The organism is Bacillus sp. PK6-025, assembly GCF_056530265.1.
Genome location: NZ_CP096509.1, coordinates 3,938,639 through 3,959,437, shown reverse-complemented (window position 1 = coordinate 3,959,437; position 20,799 = coordinate 3,938,639). Strand labels below are relative to the sequence as shown.

The 20,799-nt window shown below is 45.6% G+C and carries 19 protein-coding genes; 16 read left to right on the top strand and 3 right to left on the bottom strand.

Annotated elements, in window-relative coordinates:
* Positions 1-99 precede the first annotated feature (99 nt).
* From M1D67_RS20300 to M1D67_RS20260, 9 genes are all read left to right on the top strand, one after another.
* Positions 100-957 (top strand): class II fructose-bisphosphate aldolase, encoded by an 858-nt coding sequence (locus M1D67_RS20300; protein WP_020453288.1) that lies wholly within the window; start codon positions 100-102, stop codon positions 955-957.
* A 229-nt stretch (positions 958-1,186) separates the two neighbouring features.
* Entirely contained in the window at positions 1,187-1,822 is a 636-nt protein-coding gene (fsa, locus tag M1D67_RS20295) for a fructose-6-phosphate aldolase (protein ID WP_020453287.1), read from the top strand.
* A gap of 257 nt (positions 1,823-2,079) precedes the next feature.
* Complete coding sequence (locus M1D67_RS20290; protein ID WP_023857064.1) at positions 2,080-3,369, top strand: UDP-N-acetylglucosamine 1-carboxyvinyltransferase; 1,290 nt, start codon at positions 2,080-2,082, stop codon at positions 3,367-3,369.
* A 66-nt stretch (positions 3,370-3,435) separates the two neighbouring features.
* Positions 3,436-4,401, top strand: a complete 966-nt coding sequence (gene glpX / locus M1D67_RS20285) for a class II fructose-bisphosphatase (RefSeq protein WP_080131527.1) — start codon at positions 3,436-3,438, stop codon at positions 4,399-4,401.
* 450 nt (positions 4,402-4,851) lie between these two features.
* Positions 4,852-6,135: a transcription termination factor Rho gene (gene rho, locus M1D67_RS20280; RefSeq protein ID WP_003186053.1), complete on the top strand. Its 1,284-nt coding sequence runs from the start codon at positions 4,852-4,854 to the stop codon at positions 6,133-6,135.
* 127 nt (positions 6,136-6,262) lie between these two features.
* The gene (gene rpmE, locus M1D67_RS20275; RefSeq protein WP_003186051.1) at positions 6,263-6,463 is read left to right on the top strand and encodes a 50S ribosomal protein L31; all 201 of its coding nucleotides are present in this window, start codon (positions 6,263-6,265) and stop codon (positions 6,461-6,463) included.
* A gap of 78 nt (positions 6,464-6,541) precedes the next feature.
* On the top strand, positions 6,542-7,126 hold the full coding sequence (locus M1D67_RS20270; RefSeq protein ID WP_026580247.1) for a thymidine kinase: 585 nt from the start codon (positions 6,542-6,544) through the stop codon (positions 7,124-7,126).
* Between the two features lie 338 nt (positions 7,127-7,464).
* The gene (malS, locus tag M1D67_RS20265) at positions 7,465-9,168 is read left to right on the top strand and encodes an oxaloacetate-decarboxylating malate dehydrogenase (RefSeq protein ID WP_023857066.1); all 1,704 of its coding nucleotides are present in this window, start codon (positions 7,465-7,467) and stop codon (positions 9,166-9,168) included.
* 177 nt (positions 9,169-9,345) lie between these two features.
* On the top strand, positions 9,346-10,302 hold the full coding sequence (locus M1D67_RS20260) for an AEC family transporter (RefSeq protein WP_020453282.1): 957 nt from the start codon (positions 9,346-9,348) through the stop codon (positions 10,300-10,302).
* A 51-nt stretch (positions 10,303-10,353) separates the two neighbouring features.
* Here M1D67_RS20260 and racA read toward each other — a convergent pair whose 3' ends face one another.
* Together racA and gloA2 are read right to left on the bottom strand one after the other, a co-directional pair.
* The gene (gene racA, locus M1D67_RS20255) at positions 10,354-10,914 is read right to left on the bottom strand and encodes a chromosome-anchoring protein RacA (protein ID WP_043054497.1); all 561 of its coding nucleotides are present in this window, start codon (positions 10,912-10,914) and stop codon (positions 10,354-10,356) included.
* A gap of 135 nt (positions 10,915-11,049) precedes the next feature.
* Positions 11,050-11,433, bottom strand: a complete 384-nt coding sequence (gene gloA2 / locus M1D67_RS20250; RefSeq protein ID WP_256163478.1) for an SMU1112c/YaeR family gloxylase I-like metalloprotein — start codon at positions 11,431-11,433, stop codon at positions 11,050-11,052.
* Positions 11,434-11,568: 135 nt separating this feature from the next.
* Here gloA2 and prfA point away from each other — a divergent pair, with 135 nt between their 5' ends.
* Positions 11,569-12,639: a peptide chain release factor 1 gene (gene prfA / locus M1D67_RS20245; protein ID WP_020453279.1), complete on the top strand. Its 1,071-nt coding sequence runs from the start codon at positions 11,569-11,571 to the stop codon at positions 12,637-12,639.
* A gap of 1 nt (position 12,640) precedes the next feature.
* A complete protein-coding gene (gene prmC, locus M1D67_RS20240) occupies positions 12,641-13,507 on the top strand; it encodes a peptide chain release factor N(5)-glutamine methyltransferase (RefSeq protein WP_023857069.1) in 867 nt (288 codons plus the stop codon).
* Positions 13,508-14,273: 766 nt separating this feature from the next.
* Here prmC and M1D67_RS20235 read toward each other — a convergent pair.
* On the bottom strand, positions 14,274-15,263 hold the full coding sequence (locus tag M1D67_RS20235) for a LacI family DNA-binding transcriptional regulator (RefSeq protein WP_020453276.1): 990 nt from the start codon (positions 15,261-15,263) through the stop codon (positions 14,274-14,276).
* Positions 15,264-15,369: 106 nt separating this feature from the next.
* On the opposite strand from M1D67_RS20235, the gene M1D67_RS20230 reads away from it, so the two are divergent.
* The 5 genes from M1D67_RS20230 to spoIIR all read left to right on the top strand — a co-directional run bounded on the left by M1D67_RS20230 (position 15,370) and on the right by spoIIR (position 20,617).
* Positions 15,370-16,683: a DegT/DnrJ/EryC1/StrS family aminotransferase gene (locus tag M1D67_RS20230; RefSeq protein WP_318602493.1), complete on the top strand. Its 1,314-nt coding sequence runs from the start codon at positions 15,370-15,372 to the stop codon at positions 16,681-16,683.
* Positions 16,670-17,518 carry an HAD-IIB family hydrolase gene (locus M1D67_RS20225; RefSeq protein ID WP_195257842.1) on the top strand — a complete coding sequence of 283 codons (849 nt, stop codon included), beginning with the start codon at positions 16,670-16,672 and terminating at the stop codon, positions 17,516-17,518. The genes M1D67_RS20230 and M1D67_RS20225 overlap by 14 nt, the downstream gene beginning before the upstream one ends.
* Before the next feature lie 13 nt (positions 17,519-17,531).
* Entirely contained in the window at positions 17,532-18,578 is a 1,047-nt protein-coding gene (locus tag M1D67_RS20220; protein WP_224066764.1) for a Gfo/Idh/MocA family protein, read from the top strand.
* Between the two features lie 74 nt (positions 18,579-18,652).
* On the top strand, positions 18,653-19,837 hold the full coding sequence (locus tag M1D67_RS20215; protein WP_095291445.1) for an MFS transporter: 1,185 nt from the start codon (positions 18,653-18,655) through the stop codon (positions 19,835-19,837).
* A 120-nt stretch (positions 19,838-19,957) separates the two neighbouring features.
* The gene (gene spoIIR / locus M1D67_RS20210; protein WP_328031251.1) at positions 19,958-20,617 is read left to right on the top strand and encodes a stage II sporulation protein R; all 660 of its coding nucleotides are present in this window, start codon (positions 19,958-19,960) and stop codon (positions 20,615-20,617) included.
* Positions 20,618-20,799: the final 182 nt, after the last annotated feature.

The following is a 20,799-nucleotide window of genomic DNA, read 5'->3' as shown; positions in this document are numbered from 1 at the left end:
AAAACATTTTACATATGGCGGATTTTTCTGGTCATGCTAGGTAGGTGTGGAGGCTTTTTTCGCAAAAGCAAATCAGGCTACATAAGGAGGACTTTCGACATGCCTTTAGTATCAATGACGGAAATGTTGAATAAAGCAAAAGAAAACGGATATGCTGTCGGACAATTTAACTTAAATAACCTTGAGTTCACTCAAGCGATTTTACAAGCCGCTGAAGAAGAGAAATCTCCTGTTATCCTCGGTGTATCAGAAGGTGCAGGACGCTATATGGGCGGATTTAAAACCGTTGTGGCAATGGTTAAAGCGCTGATGGAAGAATACAACGTAACAGTACCTGTTGCGATTCATTTAGACCACGGCTCAAGCTTTGAATCTTGTGCAAAAGCGATTCATGCGGGATTCACTTCCGTTATGATCGACGCTTCCCACCATCCTTTCGAGGAGAACGTTGCGACGACTTCAAAAGTTGTTGAGCTTGCTCATTTCCACGGTGTATCAGTTGAAGCTGAGCTTGGAACTGTAGGCGGACAGGAAGACGACGTAATTGCTGAAGGCGTCATCTACGCGGACCCTAAAGAGTGTCAAGAACTTGTTGAGCGCACAGGAATCGACTGCCTTGCACCTGCATTAGGTTCTGTTCACGGCCCTTACAAAGGCGAACCAAACCTTGGATTCAAAGAAATGGAAGAAATCGGAAACACAACTGGTCTTCCGCTCGTACTTCACGGCGGTACAGGCATTCCGACTGCCGACATCAAGAAAGCTATTTCTTTAGGTACGGCAAAAATCAACGTCAACACTGAAAACCAAATCGCTTCTGCGAAAGCTGTTCGCGAAACGCTTGCTGCGAAGCCTGAAGAGTATGATCCGCGCAAATACCTCGGACCTGCACGCGAAGCTATCAAAGAAACAGTGATCGGCAAAATGCGTGAATTTGGTTCTTCAAACAAAGCATAATGACGATTGGAAAAGCATCTGTTTTCCCGCAAAGCCGGGGGAACAGGATGTTTTTCTGATGTTTTAGGGAAGTGCTGTTAACACATGCCTTTGACGGCATGAGGCTCTTTTGCTTCCCGTTCAGTCAAAAAAGCCGCCTGATAGCGACAGGCGGTTTTATCCATATCATCCGGAAAGCGCAAACATGTTCCACAGTTCAGACATTTTCATGACAGGAGGTTTTATCAATATGCTGTTTTTTATTGATACTGCAAATTTAGACGAAATCAAAGAGGCACACGCTCTCGGTGTGCTTGCAGGAGTTACGACAAATCCTAGTTTAGTAGCAAAAGAAAACATTTCGTTTCATGACCGTCTGCGTGAAATTACCGAAGTGGTTTCTGGGTCAGTCAGCGCCGAGGTTATTTCTCTGAAGGCTGAAGAGATGATTGAAGAAGGAAAAGAGCTTGCGAAAATCGCGCCGAATATTACGGTGAAAATTCCGATGACGTCTGACGGCCTGAAAGCTGTTAAAGCATTAACCGATCTCGGGATTAAAACGAACGTCACGCTGATCTTCAGCGCAAACCAGGCGCTTCTTGCCGCAAGAGCAGGAGCTACGTATGTTTCCCCGTTCCTGGGACGCCTTGACGATATCGGCCACAACGGCCTCGATTTGATCAGTGAAATTAAACAAATTTTCGATGTGCACGGTTTGGACACGCAAATCATCGCCGCGTCCATCCGCCATGCGCAGCATGTGACTGAAGCCGCGCTAAGGGGAGCGCATATCGGTACGATGCCTCTCAAAGTCATTCATCAGCTTACAAAGCACCCGCTGACTGATAAAGGGATTGAACAGTTTTTAGCTGACTGGAATAAATAATTGCTTCATGTGGGTGGCAAGTGGAGGGGCTCCCTCCGTTTGTCACCATTTTGTCTTACAAAGAGAAATGAATGTTTTGCAGAAGAGAACCTTGCCGCAGTCTGCTTCGCTACTTTTCTTCCCGATAAATTTAAAATGTGTTGTATTCTTTCTCTTTTAATTGGATAGATTTTGAAATGAACCATTTATTTTGAGTCTGAAGGAAATCTCATTATGAAGCGCTCCATTAGCTATCTTCTTTAAGGAAGGAGACGATCATGGAAAAGTTAAATATAGCCGGCGGCGATCCTCTCAATGGCACAGTACATATAAGCGGAGCGAAAAACAGCGCTGTCGCTCTCATACCCGCGACGATTTTGGCTGATTCGACGGTTACGCTTGAAGGCCTTCCCCATATTTCAGACATTTTGACGCTGCGCGATCTGCTGAGAGAGATCGGCGGAAACGTTCACTTTGAAAAGGGAGAAATGGTCGTTGATCCTGCGCCGATGATCAGCATGCCTTTGCCGAATGGAAAAGTGAAACAGCTTCGGGCTTCTTATTACTTAATGGGCGCGATGCTCGGACGCTTTAAGAAAGCGGTCATCGGCCTTCCAGGCGGCTGCCACCTCGGTCCGAGACCGATTGATCAGCATATCAAAGGTTTCGAGGCGCTCGGAGCCGAAGTGACGAACGAACAGGGTGCGATCTATCTGCGTGCGGAGGAATTAAAAGGCGCGCGCATTTATCTTGATGTCGTCAGTGTTGGAGCAACGATCAACATCATGCTTGCCGCCGTGCTTGCCAAAGGCAGAACCGTAATTGAAAATGCTGCGAAAGAACCTGAGATTATCGATGTTGCGACCCTTTTAACGAGCATGGGAGCAAAAATAAAAGGTGCCGGTACGGATGTCATTCGCATCGAAGGCGTTGAGTCGCTTCACGGGTGCAGACACTCGATTATTCCGGACCGGATCGAAGCCGGCACTTTCATGATCGCAGCTGCTTCCATGGGACAAGAAGTGCTGATTGATAATGTGATTCCGACGCATTTGGAATCGTTAATCGCCAAGCTCCGCGAAATGGGAGTTCGAATCGAAGAAAGCAGCGAGCAGATTTTAATGGTCGGCGGACAGAAAGAGCTGAAACCCGTCGATTTAAAAACGCTCGTATACCCCGGTTTTCCGACAGATCTGCAGCAGCCGATGACATCGCTCTTAACGAAGGCGAACGGGACGAGCGTCGTCACTGACACCATTTATTCCGCCCGCTTCAAACATATTGACGAGCTGAGGCGCATGGGCGCGTCGATGAAGGTCGAAGGCAGATCGGCGATTATTACCGGTCCCGTTCCTCTGCAGGGCGCCAAGGTGAAAGCGAGCGATCTGCGGGCGGGAGCGTGTCTCGTTGTTGCGGGTCTAATGGCGGAAGGAGTCACGGAAATCACCGGTTTGGAGCACCTTGACAGAGGCTACAGCCAGCTTGAAGAAAAGCTGGCAAAGCTTGGGGCCACTGTCTGGCGCGAAAAATTGACAGACCAGGAAATTGAACAGCTGCAAAATTCCTGATGGACAAATGCTGTGATAGATCAAACATAAAACGATTTCATACGGGTGAGGGGAGATTAGATAGGAATGGAAAGAAGCTTATCGATGGAACTGGTGCGTGTGACAGAAGCGGCTGCGCTTAAGTCAGCGCGCTGGATGGGTAGAGGTAAAAAGGACGAGGCCGACGACGCTGCGACAAGCGCCATGAGGGATGTATTTGACACCATTCCTATGAAGGGAACGGTCGTAATCGGAGAAGGGGAAATGGACGAAGCGCCGATGCTTTATATTGGAGAAAAGCTCGGCAACGGCTACGGCCCTCGCGTAGACGTAGCAGTAGATCCTCTCGAAGGGACGAACATCGTCGCAAGCGGCGGATGGAACGCACTCGCAGTCATTGCTGTGGCTGATCACGGAAACTTGCTGAATGCACCTGACATGTATATGGATAAAATCGCTGTAGGTCCTGAAGCTGTCGGCTGCATCGATATTGAAGCGCCTGTGATTGACAACTTAAAAGCTGTGGCAAAAGCAAAAAATAAAGATGTAGAAGATGTCGTAGCCACGATTTTGAACCGTCCTCGGCACGAGAAAATCATCCATGAGCTTCGCGAAGCAGGCGCCCGAATCAAGCTGATCAACGACGGGGACGTGGCCGGTGCCATTAACACCGCTTTTGATCATACAGGCGTCGATATTTTATTCGGCTCAGGAGGAGCTCCGGAAGGCGTCTTGTCTGCTGTCGCACTCAAAGCTCTCGGAGGAGAAATTCACGGAAAGCTTCTTCCTCAAAACGAAGAAGAACTGAGACGCTGTGAAAAGATGGGGCTTGATACGGGCAAAGTGCTCCGCATGGAAGACCTCGTCAAAGGAGACGACGCGATTTTTGCTGCAACCGGTGTCACAGACGGAGAGCTCTTGAAAGGCGTGCAATTCAAAGGATCTGTTGGAACGACCCACAGTATAGTCATGAGAGCGAAATCCGGTACGGTGCGGTTTGTGGACGGAAGACACAGTCTCAAGAAAAAACCTAACCTGGTCATCCGGCCATAAGAAAAAGCGGGGATATAGACGACCCGCTTTTCCCTTGTATTTCACTTCACAAATTGAATCAAGGTTCATACTCTGATACAATAGCTAACGGCTTTTCTTCTTTATGTCAAGGCATTTTCAAAACAGGGTCATCTCTATCAATTTCATGTCAAATCGTAAATGAAGTTGAATATGTACGACAAATGAGGTAAAACTAAAGAGTGCTGCGAAATTTTCTGCACATGTTGGTTCTTAGAGAGCCAAAATCCTGCCGCATCTATCAGATATGCGATTATCTTCTCTTGTTAAGTCCTCGCTTCTTTCTCGACTCATACTTATAATCCTTTTCAATACGTCGATATATATGGGTAGAAGCGTTGCCGGTAAACGAATCGGCAGTATAATCAAGCGTCTTTCATGAAATTGATGAGACAAAGTAAATTATTCGATTAGAAAAGAGTGGTGTTCTTAGTGAAAGATGTATCCATTTCATCTTTGGAAAATATGAAATTAAAAGAGCTGTATGAGCTTGCAAGGCATTATAAAGTCTCTTATTACAGCAAACTGACAAAAAAGGAACTGATTTTTGCCATTCTGAAAGCGAACGCCGAACAGGAAGATCTGCTGTTCATGGAAGGCGTATTGGAAATCATCCAGTCTGAAGGGTTCGGCTTTCTCAGACCGATCAATTACTCCCCTAGTTCAGAGGATATCTATATTTCCGCTTCGCAAATCCGCCGTTTTGATTTGAGAAACGGTGACAAAGTGTCCGGAAAGGTCCGTCCTCCAAAAGAAAACGAACGGTATTACGGCCTTCTGCATGTTGAAGCGGTTAACGGCGACGATCCTGAATCGGCAAAAGAGCGCGTGCACTTTCCAGCATTAACGCCTCTTTATCCAGACCGCCAGATGGTGCTTGAAACGAAACCGAATCACCTGTCAACACGGATCATGGACATGATGGCGCCGGTCGGATTTGGACAGCGCGGTCTGATCGTCGCTCCGCCTAAAGCAGGTAAAACCATGCTTTTGAAAGAGATCGCGAACAGTATCACAACCAACCATCCGGAGGCGGAGCTGATCGTGCTTCTTATCGATGAAAGGCCTGAGGAAGTGACCGATATCGAACGTTCGGTTGCAGGAGACGTCGTCAGCTCCACGTTTGACGAAGTGCCTGAAAACCACATCAAGGTGGCCGAGCTCGTATTGGAACGTGCGATGAGACTTGTCGAACATAAAAAGGACGTCATCATTTTAATGGACAGCATTACAAGGCTTGCCCGCGCTTATAACCTAGTCATTCCACCGAGCGGCCGAACGTTGTCAGGGGGAATCGATCCCGGCGCTTTCCACCGTCCAAAGCGTTTCTTTGGAGCAGCCCGCAACATCGAAGAGGGCGGCAGTTTAACGATCTTGGCGACCGCTCTTGTCGACACGGGCTCGCGGATGGATGACGTCATTTATGAAGAATTTAAAGGGACAGGGAACATGGAGCTTCATCTTGACCGTTCTCTTGCGGAAAGAAGAATCTTTCCTGCCATTGATATTCGCCGTTCGGGTACGCGTAAAGAAGAGCTTCTCGTTCCGAAAGAGCACCTTGACCGTCTGTGGTCCATCCGGAAAACGATGTCTGACACGCCTGATTTCGTCGAAAAGTTCATGAGAAAAATGAAAAAGACGAAAACGAATCAGGAGTTTTTCGATATTCTGATCCAGGAATGGAAGCAAGCGAATATGTCGGCGGCAAGGCGCTGATTTAAAACTTTAGTTTGCAAAACGTCCGAATCGCTGTTATAATTCTATCATGTGCGTTCCGGAGGTTTTGTCCCGGAATAATAACTCTGTTTCCGAATTGGATTCAGGGCGGAAGGAGATGACAGATATGAAAGCAGGAATTCATCCTGAGTTCAAAAAAGCAACAGTCAAATGCGCTTGTGGAAACGAATTTGAAACAGGTTCAGTAAAAGAAGAGGTACGCGTTGAGATTTGTTCTGAATGCCATCCGTTCTACACTGGCCGCCAAAAATTCGCTTCTGCTGATGGTCGTGTTGATCGCTTTAACAAAAAATACGGTCTTAAGTAATAATAGATATGATAAACAGGCAGGATTTTTCTTGCCTGTTTTTTTACTTGCAATTATTGCTGGAGAGGAGTTAGTCGGATGTACATCATGAAGCAAAGCGGATGGCTTGAGCTCATATGCGGAAGCATGTTTTCGGGCAAGTCAGAGGAGCTTATCCGCCGGATCAAAAGGGCAACGTTTGCGAGACAGGAAGTCAAAGTGTTTAAACCAGCCATTGATAATCGCTACAGCAGTGAATCGGTTGTTTCGCATAATGGGACATCCATTGTTTGCCATGCCATCGCATCTCCGGAAGAAATTTTTCAATACATAAGCAAAGAAACGGATGTCATCGGCGTCGATGAAGTCCAGTTTTTTGACGAAACGATTGTCGGCACGTTAACTTCTCTGGCTGATCAGGGCTACCGTGTGATTGCAGCAGGTCTTGATTTGGACTTCCGGGGCGAGCCTTTCGGTGTCGTGCCAGATCTTATGGCTTTAGCGGAAACGGTGACGAAGCTGCAAGCGGTGTGCTCTGTCTGCGGATCTCCGGCCAGCCGTACGCAGAGGCTGATCAATGGAAAACCTGCTTCTTATGACGATCCGGTCATTTTGGTGGGGGCTTCCGAAGCATATGAAGCACGCTGTCGCCACCATCATGAAGTGCCTGGAAAGCCAAAATGAAATCGGACAAACACATAGATTTTCACGCAAAAAACACTTGGTAAAAACAAGTGTTTTTTTTATTGAATCCTTTTTATAGGAATTAATGTAATTAAAAAACTTAATTAAGAATACGAAAAAATTAACTAATTTTCATCGCTTGAATTTTGACAAAGTCAGGCATAAAATGACTTACTGTAGTCAGTAAAAAGTAAATAGGTTTTAAGAAATGTTCAGTTTTTTGTCAAAAACGCGCGTTACATATTTGACAATCTACATGTGTAAAAAAGGCAAATGTTCTATATTGTTTACCGTATTTATTTCACTTCATTAATATTTTAAGAAAGAAGGTAATTAGTGTGAACAACATGAGAAGAACGAAGGAAGGATATTTGGAGACTTCTTTGCGGGGAAAAGACGTTCTTTCCATTCCGACGCTTAATAAAGGTGTTGCATTTTCGCTTGAAGAAAGAAAGAACCTTGGTCTTGAAGGGCTTCTGCCGCCGACTGTTCTCAGCCTTGATCAGCAGGCGGAACGGGCTTATGAACAATTTTCCCGTCAACCTGACAGACTTCGTCAAAATGTATATTTGAACGATCTGCAAAACAGAAACGAAGTGCTTTTCTATAAATTATTGCAAAACCATCTGCGTGAAATGCTTCCGGTTGTCTATACGCCAACTGTCGGTGAAGCGATTCAGGAATACAGCCACGAATACCGCAGACCGCACGGTGTTTACTTGTCAATCGATGATATAGACGGAATCGAAACGGCGTTTAAAAACCTGCAGGCGTCTGCTGATGACATCGATTTGATCGTTGCGACCGATTCCGAAAGCATCTTGGGCATCGGCGACTGGGGCGTCGGAGGCATCAACATTGCAATTGGTAAGCTTGCAGTATATACGGCGGCAGCAGGAATCGATCCGAGCCGCGTCATCCCAGTCGTACTGGATGTCGGAACGAATAATGAAAAACTGCTAAACGATCCGCTTTATATCGGAAACCGTCATCCGCGTGTAGAAGGTGAGCGTTACGAACAATTTATCGACGCTTATGTCGAAACAGCATTGAAGTTTTTCCCTAATGCGCTTCTTCACTGGGAAGATTTCGGAAATAAAAACGCTCGCAATATTATGAGTAAATATAACCATAAAATTTCAACATTTAACGATGATATCCAAGGGACAGGAGCTATCACGCTGGCAGCGATTTTAGCAGCTGTTAAAAAGACCGGCACGTCTTTGAAAGACCACCGCGTCGTCATCTTCGGACCTGGTTCTGCGGGTATCGGAATTGCTGACCAAATCCGTGACACCATGGTGCTTGAAGGGCTTTCAGAAGAAGAAGCCAGCCGCGCATTCTGGACAGTCGACTACAGAGGATTATTAACGACAGGCATGGATCAAATTTTGGATTTCCAAGAACCGTATTTGCGCGATACCGAAGAAGTGAAAGAATGGAAACGCAATGAAAAGGGAGAGATTTCCTTTGAGGAAGTCATCCGTCAAGTGAAGCCTACCATTCTGATTGGTACATCAGGTGTTGCCGGCGCCTTCACTGAAGAAATTATCAAAGAGATGGCGGCTCATACTGAACGTCCGGTGATTCTGCCGATGTCCAATCCGACACATTTGGCTGAAGCTGTTCCTGAAGACTTGTTCAAATGGACGGACGGAAAAGCGCTTGTGGCGACGGGAAGCCCGTTTGAAGCTGTTGAGTACAATGGCGTGAAACACGAAATCGGACAATCCAATAATGCTTTCGTATTCCCTGGATTAGGCCTGGGAACAATCGTTTCGAAGGCGAAAGTCATCACAAACGGCATGTTTGCAGCATCTGCAAACGCGGTCGCGAACATGGTTGACCATGAAAAACCGGGTGCAGGCCTGCTGCCGAAAATTGACGACCTGCAAGACGTATCCGTTCAAGTGGCAATTGATGTTGTGAAAGCTGCCATTAAAGACGGCGTGGCTCAAGTTCAGCCTGAAGATGTCGAAAAGGCGGTTCGCGAAGCCATGTGGCGTCCGGAATATCAAACAATTGTTGCAAAACGCGACTAATATTCAATACTGAGGAAACGATAAAAAGAAACAGCAGCCCGGGTCCGGATATTTTGTCACCGGGCTGCACCAATCAAAGATGAAAAATGGGATCGACGGCTGTGTAACAGGGCGACTGCGTTTATCAGCCGCCGTTAATTCGTCCCTGAAAGGGACAACATAGAGGAGGAAACAGTCTTGGACTTTTTAAATATTTTAATCCTCCTTGCGCCAATATTTTTTGTTATTGCGCTGGGATGGTTCGCGGGTCACTTTGGAAGCTATGATGCTAAATCTGCAAAAGGGGTAAGTACGCTCGTTACGAAATACGCGCTTCCGGCCCACTTTGTTTCAAGCATTTTGTCAACGCCAAAAGATAAGTTTTACAGCCAGATTCCGCTGATGATTTCACTGGTCATCGGTATCGTTGGATTTTACGTAATTATTTTGCTTCTTTTACGATTTTTATTTAAGTACGATTTAACAGATGCTTCAATGTTCTCATTAAACTCAGCTCAGCCGACATTCGCCTTTATGGGAATTCCGGTATTGGGCAGCCTGTTCGGCATGCAGGAAGTTGCGATTCCGATCGCGATTACGGGAATTGTCGTGAATGCGATGCTTGATCCTCTTGCGATCATCGTCGGAACTGTCGGCCGTTCTTCTAAAAAACAAGCGGAAACGACAGACAGCATTTGGAAGGTAACAGGAAAATCAATTTTACACGGTTTGTCTGAACCGCTCGCTTTTGCACCGCTTGCAAGTATCATTCTTGTATTATTCGGTCTGCAAATTCCTGAATTGCCGCAGAAAATGCTTGATATGCTCGGAAATACGACTTCAGGTATCGCTCTTTTCGCAGTCGGGGTGACTGTCGGAATCCGTAAAATCAAATTCAGCATGCCTGCTTTGAGCATCGCTTTATTAAAAGTCGCTGCTCAGCCTGCTTTAATGTTTGTGATCGCGATGGTCGTGGGCCTTTCTTCCGCCGACATGACAAAAGCGGTTCTGCTTGTGGCATTCCCTGGATCTGCCGTGGCGGCTATGATTGCTACAAACTTTGAAAGCCAGGAAGCAGAAACGGCATCCGCGTTTGTGATCAGTGCGGTGCTGTCAATTATTTCACTGCCGATATTGATTGCCATTACAGCATAATGAAAAAGCTTGCAAGAAGCCGTTTTATGGCCTTGCAAGCTTTTTTGCGCTTTAAAAAGAGAAGATCGATTTCAATTTGCTTTTCGGTTTTTTTTCTTCTCTTCTGCCGGCTGTATCTTTTTCGTGGCGGTTCATGCTTTCCAATTCACTGATTTTCTGTTCGAGATGTTTGATCTGCTGCCGTTCTTCTTCCAGTTCGCGCCTTTGCTGCAGAAGCTGATAGGAGACGACATCGTCCGCTTTTTGTTCAAGCTTTCTTTCCAGCTCGGCGATTTTCTTTTGGAGCAGCTCGCGTTCAAGCTGTTCGTGCTCTAAAAAACGCTGCAGCTTTTCTTCGAGCCGCTCATTCAACGGGGGTGCCGGCTCTTCCGTTTGAACCATTTCGTTTTTCTTGATGAGGAAGGTTTTTTTCGGGCGTTTGACTGTGACATCCTGCATAGGCGTACCGTTTTTTAACTGCTCTTTTACTTCTTTTAAAATGGCGATATCGTCTTTCGTGAAAAAGTAGTGGCCAAGCTCATTTCGGGAAGCGGGCAGTTGCAGCTGCTTGACCCAGCGCTGCACCGTTTTGGTTGATACCCCGAGTTCATTTGCCGCATCAGCAGTATTCATATGATACCTCCTTTTAACCTGTAACTGTTCATTAAAAAGGGTATTCGACCTGAATGAAAAGCTTCCTTCCTGTTAGACAAAAGAAGAAGGGATTCGGCAAAGAAAGCGGTTTTTCCACAGATGGCGAAGGCGTTGCTATGCCTCGTAAAGCTCTAAAGGCAGGCCGTCCGGATCGGAGAAGAACGTATAGCGCTTGCCTGTTCCGGTATCGGTGCGAACCGGTTCGGCAATGATGCCTTTTTGCTTGAGCTCCTTGACGGTCTGATCAAGATCGGCCACTGTGAAAGCCAAATGGCGGAGCCCGGCAGCTTCTGGTCTGGTAAGGCGCTCGGGCGGATCTGGAAAAGAAAACAGCTCGATGACATAGCGGCCGTTTAATGAGAGATCCAGTTTATATGAATCCCGGTCCTTTCTGTACGTTTCGCTCAGAATCTCAAGTCCGAGCTTGTCGACATAGAATGTTTTGGATGCTTCATAATCCGAGCATATGATGGCGATGTGATGAATCGATTCCAGCATTGAGTTAAGCTCCTTTTTTCTTAAAAGTATAGCAAAAAGACGCGGCAGCTGCCGATAACGGCGAAGTTGTTTTGACGGGGAGGAGTCCCTGTACTATAATTAGAATGTTACGCACAGCAAACAGAGGTGAATAGCGTGTTAGACCGTTTAAAATCGATAGAGGACCGGTACGAAAAATTAAATGAACTATTAAGCGATCCGGAAGTTGTCAACGATCCGAAGAAGCTTAGAGAATATTCGAAAGAACAATCTGATTTACAGGAAACAGTTGAAGTATACAGACGTTATCGGAGCGCGTCGGAACAGCTGAGCGATGCCAAAGCGATGCTTGAGGAAAAGCTGGACTCCGATATGCGCGAGATGGTTAAAGAGGAAATTTCCGAACTGCAGGAAGAAATCGAGTCGCTCACAGACCAGCTGAAGGTATTGCTGATCCCGAAAGATCCGAACGATGACAAAAACGTTATCATGGAAATCCGCGGCGCAGCGGGCGGAGAAGAGGCTGCTTTGTTTGCCGGCAACCTGTACCGCATGTACAGCCGCTACGCAGAGCTCCAAGGCTGGAAAACAGAAGTGATGGAAGCGAATATGACAGGCACAGGCGGATATAAAGAGATCATTTTTATGATCAATGGGAACGGCGCATACTCAAGGCTGAAGTATGAGAACGGCGCACACCGCGTACAGCGCGTTCCAGAGACCGAATCCGGCGGGCGTATCCATACATCCACGGCAACGGTAGCCTGTCTTCCTGAGGCTGAAGAGGTAGAAGTGGATATTCATGAAAAAGACATCCGTGTCGACACCTTCGCGTCGAGCGGTCCGGGAGGGCAAAGCGTCAATACGACGATGTCAGCCGTCCGTCTGACCCACCTTCCGACAGGTGTTGTCGTGTCTTGCCAAGATGAGAAATCTCAGATCAAAAACAAAGAAAAAGCGATGAAAGTTCTGCGCGCGCGAATTTACGATAAATTTCAGCAGGAAGCTCAGGCTGAATATGATCAAAACCGAAAATCCGCAGTCGGAACAGGGGACCGTTCAGAGCGCATCCGCACGTATAACTTTCCGCAAAACCGCGTCACTGATCACCGGATCGGCTTGACGATCCAAAAGCTCGACCAGATCCTTGAAGGCAAGCTTGACGAAGTCATCGACGCGCTGATCGTAGAAGACCAGGCAAGCAAGCTGCAAGAGGCGGAAAGCTGAGATGAAGACGGTATTTGAAGCCCTTAAATGGGCTTCTTCTTATTTGGCCGAAGCGGGAAGAGACCGGAATGCCGCGGAAATTTTGCTGACAGATCAGCTGAACATCGACCGCAGCAAACTGTTGGCAAGCTTCCATGATGTCATATCAGAGTCTGATTTTTCGCGGTTTAAAAAATCTGTCGAGCTTCATCATCAAGGAGTGCCTGTTCAATATATCACCGGAAAAGAATCCTTTTACGGACGGGAATTTTCCGTAAATGAACACGTTTTGATTCCGCGTCCTGAAACAGAGGAAGTCGTTGAAGCTGTTCTTTCTGAAGCGGAAAGAGTTTTTCACGGAACAGATCGCCTTAAAGCCGTCGATATCGGTACAGGAAGCGGGGCGATTGCGGTGACTCTTGCGCTTGAGAGCCCGCGTTTTTCCGTCACGGCGACGGATATTTCGGAACAAGCTTTAAGCACGGCAAGACACAACGCTGACCGGCTTGGGGCGAAAGTGGATTTCATCGGCGGCGATTTGCTTGAGCCGCTTATCAAGCGACAGAAGAAAGCTGATGTCATCGTTTCAAATCCACCTTATATATCTGAGGAAGACATGAAGACGCTGTCAGATGTCGTACGTCTTCATGAACCCGCCGGGGCTTTGACGGACGGTGCTGACGGATTGCAGTTTTATAAGCGTTTCATGAAAGAAATTCCATTTGTCATCGCAGATCAGGCACTGGTGGTGTTTGAAATCGGCTGGACTCAGGGGAATGCCGTCAAAGACATGTTTCACCGGTTCTTTCCTGATGCTGACGTACGGGTGAAAAAGGATCTTAATGGAAAAGACCGCATCGTCTGCGCGGTAATTGAGCAACATCGTTAAGGAAACCGCCGGAAATGAAGCGACCCTAAAAAGTTAAAATCTCATGAAGCAGTTTGACTGGCATGATTCCGGTATAGTACCAGGTTTCATGCCTTTTAATTTGATCTTGATCCGTTTGTGATTGTAGAGAATCAATATACTATGCGGGTCCTTTTTTGAAATGTTCGACGCTCCAAATTCTTTAAAATAAATGAATTCTGATTTTAAAATGCTAAAAGAAGCTTTCCGCCACCGCATTGTCGTGACAGTTGCCTTTACGGGACATGCTTTGTGTGATGTTTCGTTGTTTTGAACTAAGGCTTTCAACTTTTTTAAGCAGGCATTCTCCATCCGCAGGCGTTCAATTTCCGCTTGGGTCCCTTCGTCTGATCCTTCTTCATAGGTAAACGCCGCTTTTTAGGGTACCTATTCCTCCGGTTTCAAGCTGTTTCACGGATAGATGTCCCATTTTCGAGTGAAGTACCTTTTGGTTTATCTTCGGCAGAATAGCTTGTATAGGCTTTTTAGACGCGTCTTCTCCATGATATCGGTATTGCGAATCCACCCATGAAAGACACTGTGCGAATTTCCTCAACTGTAAATTTTAAAAACTGCACCTCCAATTGTTAAGTGTGTCTAACAAAAGAGGGCAGTTCAAATTCCCGGCGGTCTTTTTTGTTAAAAAACAGCAACCGCAGCCATGACCGTTCAGAAGGCCTTCTTTACCGTTTTTTAACAAAAATTTTATCTGAATAAAATAAAAAATAGTTCAAGATTAATATATACCCTAAACAGATTGTCTGATTTTTAATGTAGGAGACAGAGTCACGACATCCCTCTGTAATCCGCTTTCCCCATTTAGGTGGTTTACCATTGCACATACGGCTTTTTGAGCCAGCTCTTCAACAGGTATATCGATTGTCGTGATTTCCGGATCGGTCACCTCACAGATCGATTGATTATCATATCCAAGCACTGCAAGCTGCTTTGGCACTTCATATTGATAATAGCGGGCCCTTTTAATAATTCCTGCGGCCACTTGGTCGTTTCCCGTAAAAATGGCGGTCGGCTTTTCGGACATGTTGTGGATCTGGTCCATAATACGGAAGCCGTCATGAATGGTAAATGCGTGGCTGAACATCCACTTCTCCTGGAAATGTAAACCCGCATCAGACAATGCTTTCATAAACCCTTCTTTTCTCATAATCTGGGCCTTGCTGTGTATCGTGTCACAGCAGAAGGCCATTAAATGATGCCCTTTTTGAATAAAAAGCTCCGTTCCTTTATATCCGGCTTCGAATTCGTCATAGCAGATCACCGGCACGTCCGCTTCGGCGTGGAATTCATTTGCCAAGACTACAGGACCGTATTTGACGTATTTTTTGATGTCTTCCCACTCATTTTCAAGGCTGCATAACATAAGCCCGTCGACTTCTTTCCTCTTGAGCAGCTCCAGTACTTTCAGTTCATTCTGCTTTTGATAAAACGTCTGAAACACAATGACTTTGTATTGGTGTTTCAGCGCTTCAGCGGACACATGCTTCATGAGCTGCGCGAAGAATGGATGGTCCGCGTGAGGGACAGACACTGCGAGAAACATCGTTTTGTTGGATCTGAGCTTTCGTGCAGAGGTGTTCGGAATGTAGTCCAATTTTTCGATGACTTCCAAAACACGCTTCCTTTTTTCTTCAGATACATAAGGATGGTCGTTCAGTACTCTTGAAACAGTTGTTTTTGACACATTACTTAATTTTGCAATTTCGTCAATCGTAGGCATAAAGTCACTTCCTGAAAAAAAGAGTTGTTATGGTATCGATTCCATCATTTAAGATATGTCATGAAATATGACAATTTCCCAAAATAATAAAAATGGGGTGAAATTGATGAAAACCGCAAGCGAAAACATGACTTGCACAAGCAAACAGCTATTTGTCCTTCTGAATGATTTGAAGGAAGGGAAGCACGCTGGTGAATGCCGTATAGACGACACACTGGCTAATCAAAAATTAAAAGAGACATTGCAGCAGGATCAATTCGACTTGACCGCCAATTTGCTAAACAGAATGGATTCTCCGCCCTCCAGAGTTGATTTTATGCCGCTTCATCGACTGATCACAGAAGAAGAAGTAGATGACGTGATTCATGCGGTGAAAGGCGTGCTGCCGACCGGGCAATTTACAAGCGGTTCTTATGTCGGTGTATTTGAAGCTGAAATAGCCGCTCTTTTGAGAAAAAATCATGTCATGGCTTCCTCCAGCGGAACCGATGCCATGATTGTCGCACTGAAAGCTGCGGGTATTGGACAAGGTGATGAAGTCATTATGCCTGCAAACAGCTTTGCTGCAACGGAAAACGCCGTGCTTGCAGCTGGAGGCACTCCGGTTTTCTGCGATATTGACCCTGTTACATTTTGCATGGATCCTTCTGAACTTGAAGCATGCATCACTTTGAAAACGAAATGCATTTTGCCTGTACACCTTTATGGAAAGCTGCCAGACATGGAAGCCATTGCAAAAATCGCTGATAAATACGGCATCCCGATTATTGAAGACGCCTGCCAGTCGATCGGCGTTTCCGATCTGGGAAAAAACAGCCTTTGCTCCATATTAAGCTTTAATCCGTATAAAAATCTCGGCACTTGCGGAAAAGCAGGCGCAATTGTGACGGATGATCCATCATTTGCATCCGCATGCATGGAATATATGTACCACGGCTTTGAACTGAATCAAAAAAATAAAAAGGCTGCTGATTACGGCTTTAACGCTAAGATTGATAATTTGCAAGCCGCTATTGGACTGGCAAGGATGAAACATCTTTCATTAAATAATCTGAAGCGCTTATATTTAGCAGATCGTTATATTACGCATTTGCAGCAGTATGAAGACAGAGGTCTGATCCAATTGCCTCAAATGACCGATGATCATGTATGGCATTTGTTTACAATTAAAATGATAAGCGGAAATCGAGACCAAGTCAAAGATATGATGCTTAAATTTCATAATGTCCAAACAGATATATACTACCCGATTTTATCCCATCATCAAAACACACCACTTGTAAAAGCCGATTATCAGCAAACATCGCTGCCGGTCACTGAATCGGTGCATAAACAAATGCTTCAGCTTCCTCTCTATCCGGGACTCACCGTAGAAGAACAAGACAAAGTAATGGAGGCCTTAATTGATGTCGTATCATGAAACACTTTCTTTTCACACTTTGCAGCAAGTAAACAAGCCGAAGTACGCCGTATTTTGCGATTTTGATGAGACATATTTCGCCCACAGCATCACCGATGAATCGAGGAAAGCGCTCATGGACCTTGAAACATTTATTCATTCGAACCATCTCGATCACAAGATTTTGCTCGGCTGGGTGACCGGGAGCAGCCTGTCATCTGTTCTTGCAAAAATGAAGCGGGGAGGCTTTCGATATCTTCCGCATTTTGTCGCCAGTGACCTTGGCACTGAGATCACGTATTTCTCTGAAGAAGGCCAAGTCTCTGATAAAGATTGGGAAGCCCGATTGCAAGAATCGAATTTCTCCCATGATCTGGTCGAAGACATCAAGCAGACTCTCTCTAAAAAATATGAGATTGAGCTTGTGCCTCAGACTCAGCATGGTTTTTCCCGCTATAAAATCAACTATTACTATAGATCGTCGGATGAGAACACAGATAAGAGGGCGCTTGAAGCCATCAGACGGCTTGCAAGAGAGCATGAAATAGGAGTAAATATCAATCGCTGCAACCCTTTGGCAGGCGATCCGGAAAACAGCTATGATGTGGACTTTATCCCTTTGCGGACAGGCAAACCGTACATTGTGGATTTTATATTGAATAAATTCGCGATAGAGAGGGAGAATTCATTTGCTTTCGGCGACAGCGGAAACGATGTGGATATGCTTAAAAAAACCGGACATGGTTATCTGGTGGGGAATGCGACAGCAGAAGCAAAGTCGCTCCATTCCCGTATGACAGAAGGCAGCTATACGGCTGGAATTTTAGAAGTGCTAAAAGCCCATATCAAAAGATAAGGAGTGTCCTTAGATGAAAATCGGAATTATTGGAGCCGGAGGAATTGCAAAAGCTCATGCGAAAGCTCTTTCAACAGTCAAAGGTGCCGAGCTTTCCGGGTTTTTTGATATCAACTCGCTTGCCTCGCGCAAATGTGCGTTTGAATATGGAGGAACCACATTTAACAGTATGCAGGAGCTGTTGAATCAGTCGACGGCAGTCATCGTTTCATCGCCGAACTTTTGCCATAAAGAACATGTGCTTGAAGCGATGGCCGCAGGTAAGTATGTATTGTGTGAAAAACCGATGGCTGTCTCAATGGAGGAAGCGGAGGAGATGAAAAACAGGGCGTCTCAATCTGCTTATATTTCGATCATGGGCTTCAATTACCGCCATCTTACATTTGTTCAGCGCCTAAAAGATATGCTATCCGGCAATGAACTTGGAGATATCTTGTCCATCAATGTCCATTTTAAGAAAAACAGCGCCTTGAGAAGAAAAAAATATACTTGGCGCGATCATTCGAAAAGCAATAAAACGAGCGGGGCATTAGGAGATTTGGGTGTGCATTTAATCGATCTCATTCTTTATTTGTTCGACAGCCCGTTTAAACTGGACAGTTTAAAAGTCAAAATGATGACGGTCGTCAAAGAAAAAGAACAAAAACAGGTATATGTTGATGATCATTCTGAAGTATACGGCCAGCTTGAAAATCATGTGTTTGTCAATATGATTACGTCAAAATGCACAAAAGCGGATGAGTGCGGCTTTAGCATCGAGGTCAATGGCCAAAACGGCGTATTCTACTATCATTCACGGCAGAAAAATCAGTTTTTGCTGAGGACCGGATTGACGGAGCAGATGATAACAATGCCGGACACGTGGCTGACAGACCCTGAAAATGAATTTTACGGATGGGCCGATTCCTTCAGAGTTCAGCTGATTCAATGGATGAACGGAATTCGGGATCGCAATTTCGCACCTCTTGCCACTTTTGATGATGGATACAAGACGCAGTTCTACTTAAATGAATTTTTCAATAAAGGTCAGCAGCTGTCCCTTTCAAAACAAGCAAACTAGCATTGCGAAAAACCCTTGCCGGCCGTGCCAATAGCCGCAAGGGTTTTATGGTCTGCAACGAAGGAGTGAGTCTAATGAAAAAAATATTTCTATTCGGCTGTTCGTTTTATTTTCTCGTAGGGGTTATCCATATCCTGCTGGGGAGCCTGTCACCTTATATCATTCAAGAATATCACCGGGATGTTCATGATCTATCCTTCCTGATCTTTTTCCAATTCACCGGTTTTCTAATCGGTGTCCTGCTTGCGCCGATATTTGTCAGGCGCACCTCTCATGCGGCTGTATTGACGTTTGGCCTTCTTCTTATTCTCGTAACGCTTTTAGGCGTGTTCCTTTTTGATATGTTCATCTTTTTTGTCATCATGGGGTTTTTGCTCGGCTTTGGCGCCGGTACTTTAGAAACGACGATGGGAGCGTATGTGATTGCCCAAGATAAAAATGCGAAGGGGATGAATATTTTAGAGGTTTTTTTCGGATTGGGCGCTTTGCTGTTTCCTTTTCTTATTTATATCCTTACGGAACGATATGCCTGGCATTTCCCCTTGTATGCTTTATTTATCTTCGTTTTTGTGCTTGCGTGTATGTGGGTGGTTTATTTGTGCAGAAAAACCCCTGACACTGCTTCCGGTCAAATGACTTATCAGGAAAAACCGACTGTGTCAGCCATATTTGAAACCGGAAGGAAAGAAAAAAGCATTTTCCTCTTTCTCATATTCGCTTTTGTATATGCGGGTATCGAGACCAATTTCGCAAACTTTTTGCCGGCGCTGATGCTGGAAAAAGGAGCAGAAGAAATCAGCGTGATCAGCGTTTCGTTTTTTTGGACGGGAATGGTGTGCGGGCGTTTGTTGACAAGTATTTTTGGCGGACGCTTGACTTCCGTTGCCTTTCTGATCTTCAGTGCCGGAGCCTTGACTGTTTTGCTTTTGATTCTGGCATGGTTTCCGGTTCATCAAACACAGCTGCTCCTCGTATTTTTCATCGGGCTCTCGGCAGCCGGCATTTTTCCGTGCGCCGTCACTCTGGCCTCGTTGGCTGGAAAGCCTTTTACAGAGGAAATCACCAGTCTCTTCATTTCATCCGCAAGTCTGGGAGGAGCGCTTCTTTCATTTTTGATCGGCTGGGCGATTGATGCAAGCGCAGCGGCTGTCTTCCCGTTTCTGCTGTTCGGCGGATTGGGGGGCTTGCTGCTCGTGATCAGCGCGGTGATTTTTTTATCCGGCCTGCAAAAAAACAAGCAGAGCCATTTGGATATGTAGACCTTTTAGGAAGAGATTACAAGCTTAGTAGAATTTTTTTCAGCATCCGTTTAAACCGTTCCATCTTTGACCATAATATTGCTAGAAAAGGTTGAAGAACGGAGAGGAACGGTGGGGAAAATGAAGAAATCAAACATTGCCTGTATGTATATTTTTCTTTTATTAATAGGAGCGCTTGCAAATCTCACGACGGAAGAGACGGCCCAATCATCAGACGGGAAGCCTGCCGTGATTCCAGATGAAGCGATTCGGCTGCGGATTTTGGCAAACAGCGACAGCGGGAGCGACCAAAGCGTCAAACGTAAAATCAGGGATGAGGTCAATAAACAAATTACGAAATGGGTGGAAAACCTGACCTCGGTTGAGGAAGCGAGACAAGTCATCAGGTCGAAGCTGCCCGAAATCAAAGAGGTTGCCAAGGATGTTATGAAGCGCGAAAATGTCCGGCAATCCGTGTCTGTCCGTTTTGATCGAGTTTCATTTCCGACAAAGCTATACGGCAATATGGTGTATCCAGCCGGAGAATATGAGGCTGTTTTAATTACATTAGGCAAGGGAGAGGGAGCCAACTGGTGGTGTGTCCTGTTTCCGCCGCTTTGCTTTCTTGATTTTTCCAATGGGGAAGCCGTAAAGTCGCCTGAAGACGAACAAACCGATGCCGGGGAAAACGCCCGGGAAGAAAAAACAGCCGCTGCAGATGAAGCGGTATCTGGCAAAGATAAAGAAGACAAAGAAGTGAAATTTTTTCTTGTCGAATGGATTACCGGGCTTTTTTCTTAAAGGAACCGCCGTGCTTTCGTGCAGGGCGGTTTTTTACTGTTTGTTTTTTCATGATGGTTATTCACGCTTTTGAATATGATATAATTTTCCAAAACGGTTCAGGGAAAATACTGCTTTTCGAATATACACCTTCTGCCCCTTTCTGATGTGTCAATTACATTGCCCGGTAGAAAGAGAAACTG

Bases quoted from the DNA above. Each gene is read 5' to 3' on its own strand.
- M1D67_RS20300 (WP_020453288.1), top strand. From the start codon at position 100: ATGCCTTTAGTATCAATGACGGAAATGTTGAATAAAGCAAAAGAAAAC.
- fsa (WP_020453287.1), top strand. From the start codon at position 1,187: ATGCTGTTTTTTATTGATACTGCAAATTTAGACGAAATCAAAGAGGCA.
- M1D67_RS20290 (WP_023857064.1), top strand. From the start codon at position 2,080: ATGGAAAAGTTAAATATAGCCGGCGGCGATCCTCTCAATGGCACAGTA.
- glpX (WP_080131527.1), top strand. From the start codon at position 3,436: ATGGAAAGAAGCTTATCGATGGAACTGGTGCGTGTGACAGAAGCGGCT.
- rpmE (WP_003186051.1), top strand. From the start codon at position 6,263: ATGAAAGCAGGAATTCATCCTGAGTTCAAAAAAGCAACAGTCAAATGC.
- M1D67_RS20270 (WP_026580247.1), top strand. From the start codon at position 6,542: ATGTACATCATGAAGCAAAGCGGATGGCTTGAGCTCATATGCGGAAGC.
- racA (WP_043054497.1), bottom strand. From the start codon at position 10,914: ATGAATACTGCTGATGCGGCAAATGAACTCGGGGTATCAACCAAAACG.
- gloA2 (WP_256163478.1), bottom strand. From the start codon at position 11,433: ATGCTGGAATCGATTCATCACATCGCCATCATATGCTCGGATTATGAA.
- prmC (WP_023857069.1), top strand. From the start codon at position 12,641: ATGAAGACGGTATTTGAAGCCCTTAAATGGGCTTCTTCTTATTTGGCC.
- M1D67_RS20235 (WP_020453276.1), bottom strand. From the start codon at position 15,263: ATGCCTACGATTGACGAAATTGCAAAATTAAGTAATGTGTCAAAAACA.
- M1D67_RS20230 (WP_318602493.1), top strand. From the start codon at position 15,370: ATGAAAACCGCAAGCGAAAACATGACTTGCACAAGCAAACAGCTATTT.
- M1D67_RS20225 (WP_195257842.1), top strand. From the start codon at position 16,670: ATGTCGTATCATGAAACACTTTCTTTTCACACTTTGCAGCAAGTAAAC.
- M1D67_RS20220 (WP_224066764.1), top strand. From the start codon at position 17,532: ATGAAAATCGGAATTATTGGAGCCGGAGGAATTGCAAAAGCTCATGCG.
- M1D67_RS20215 (WP_095291445.1), top strand. From the start codon at position 18,653: ATGAAAAAAATATTTCTATTCGGCTGTTCGTTTTATTTTCTCGTAGGG.
- spoIIR (WP_328031251.1), top strand. From the start codon at position 19,958: ATGAAGAAATCAAACATTGCCTGTATGTATATTTTTCTTTTATTAATA.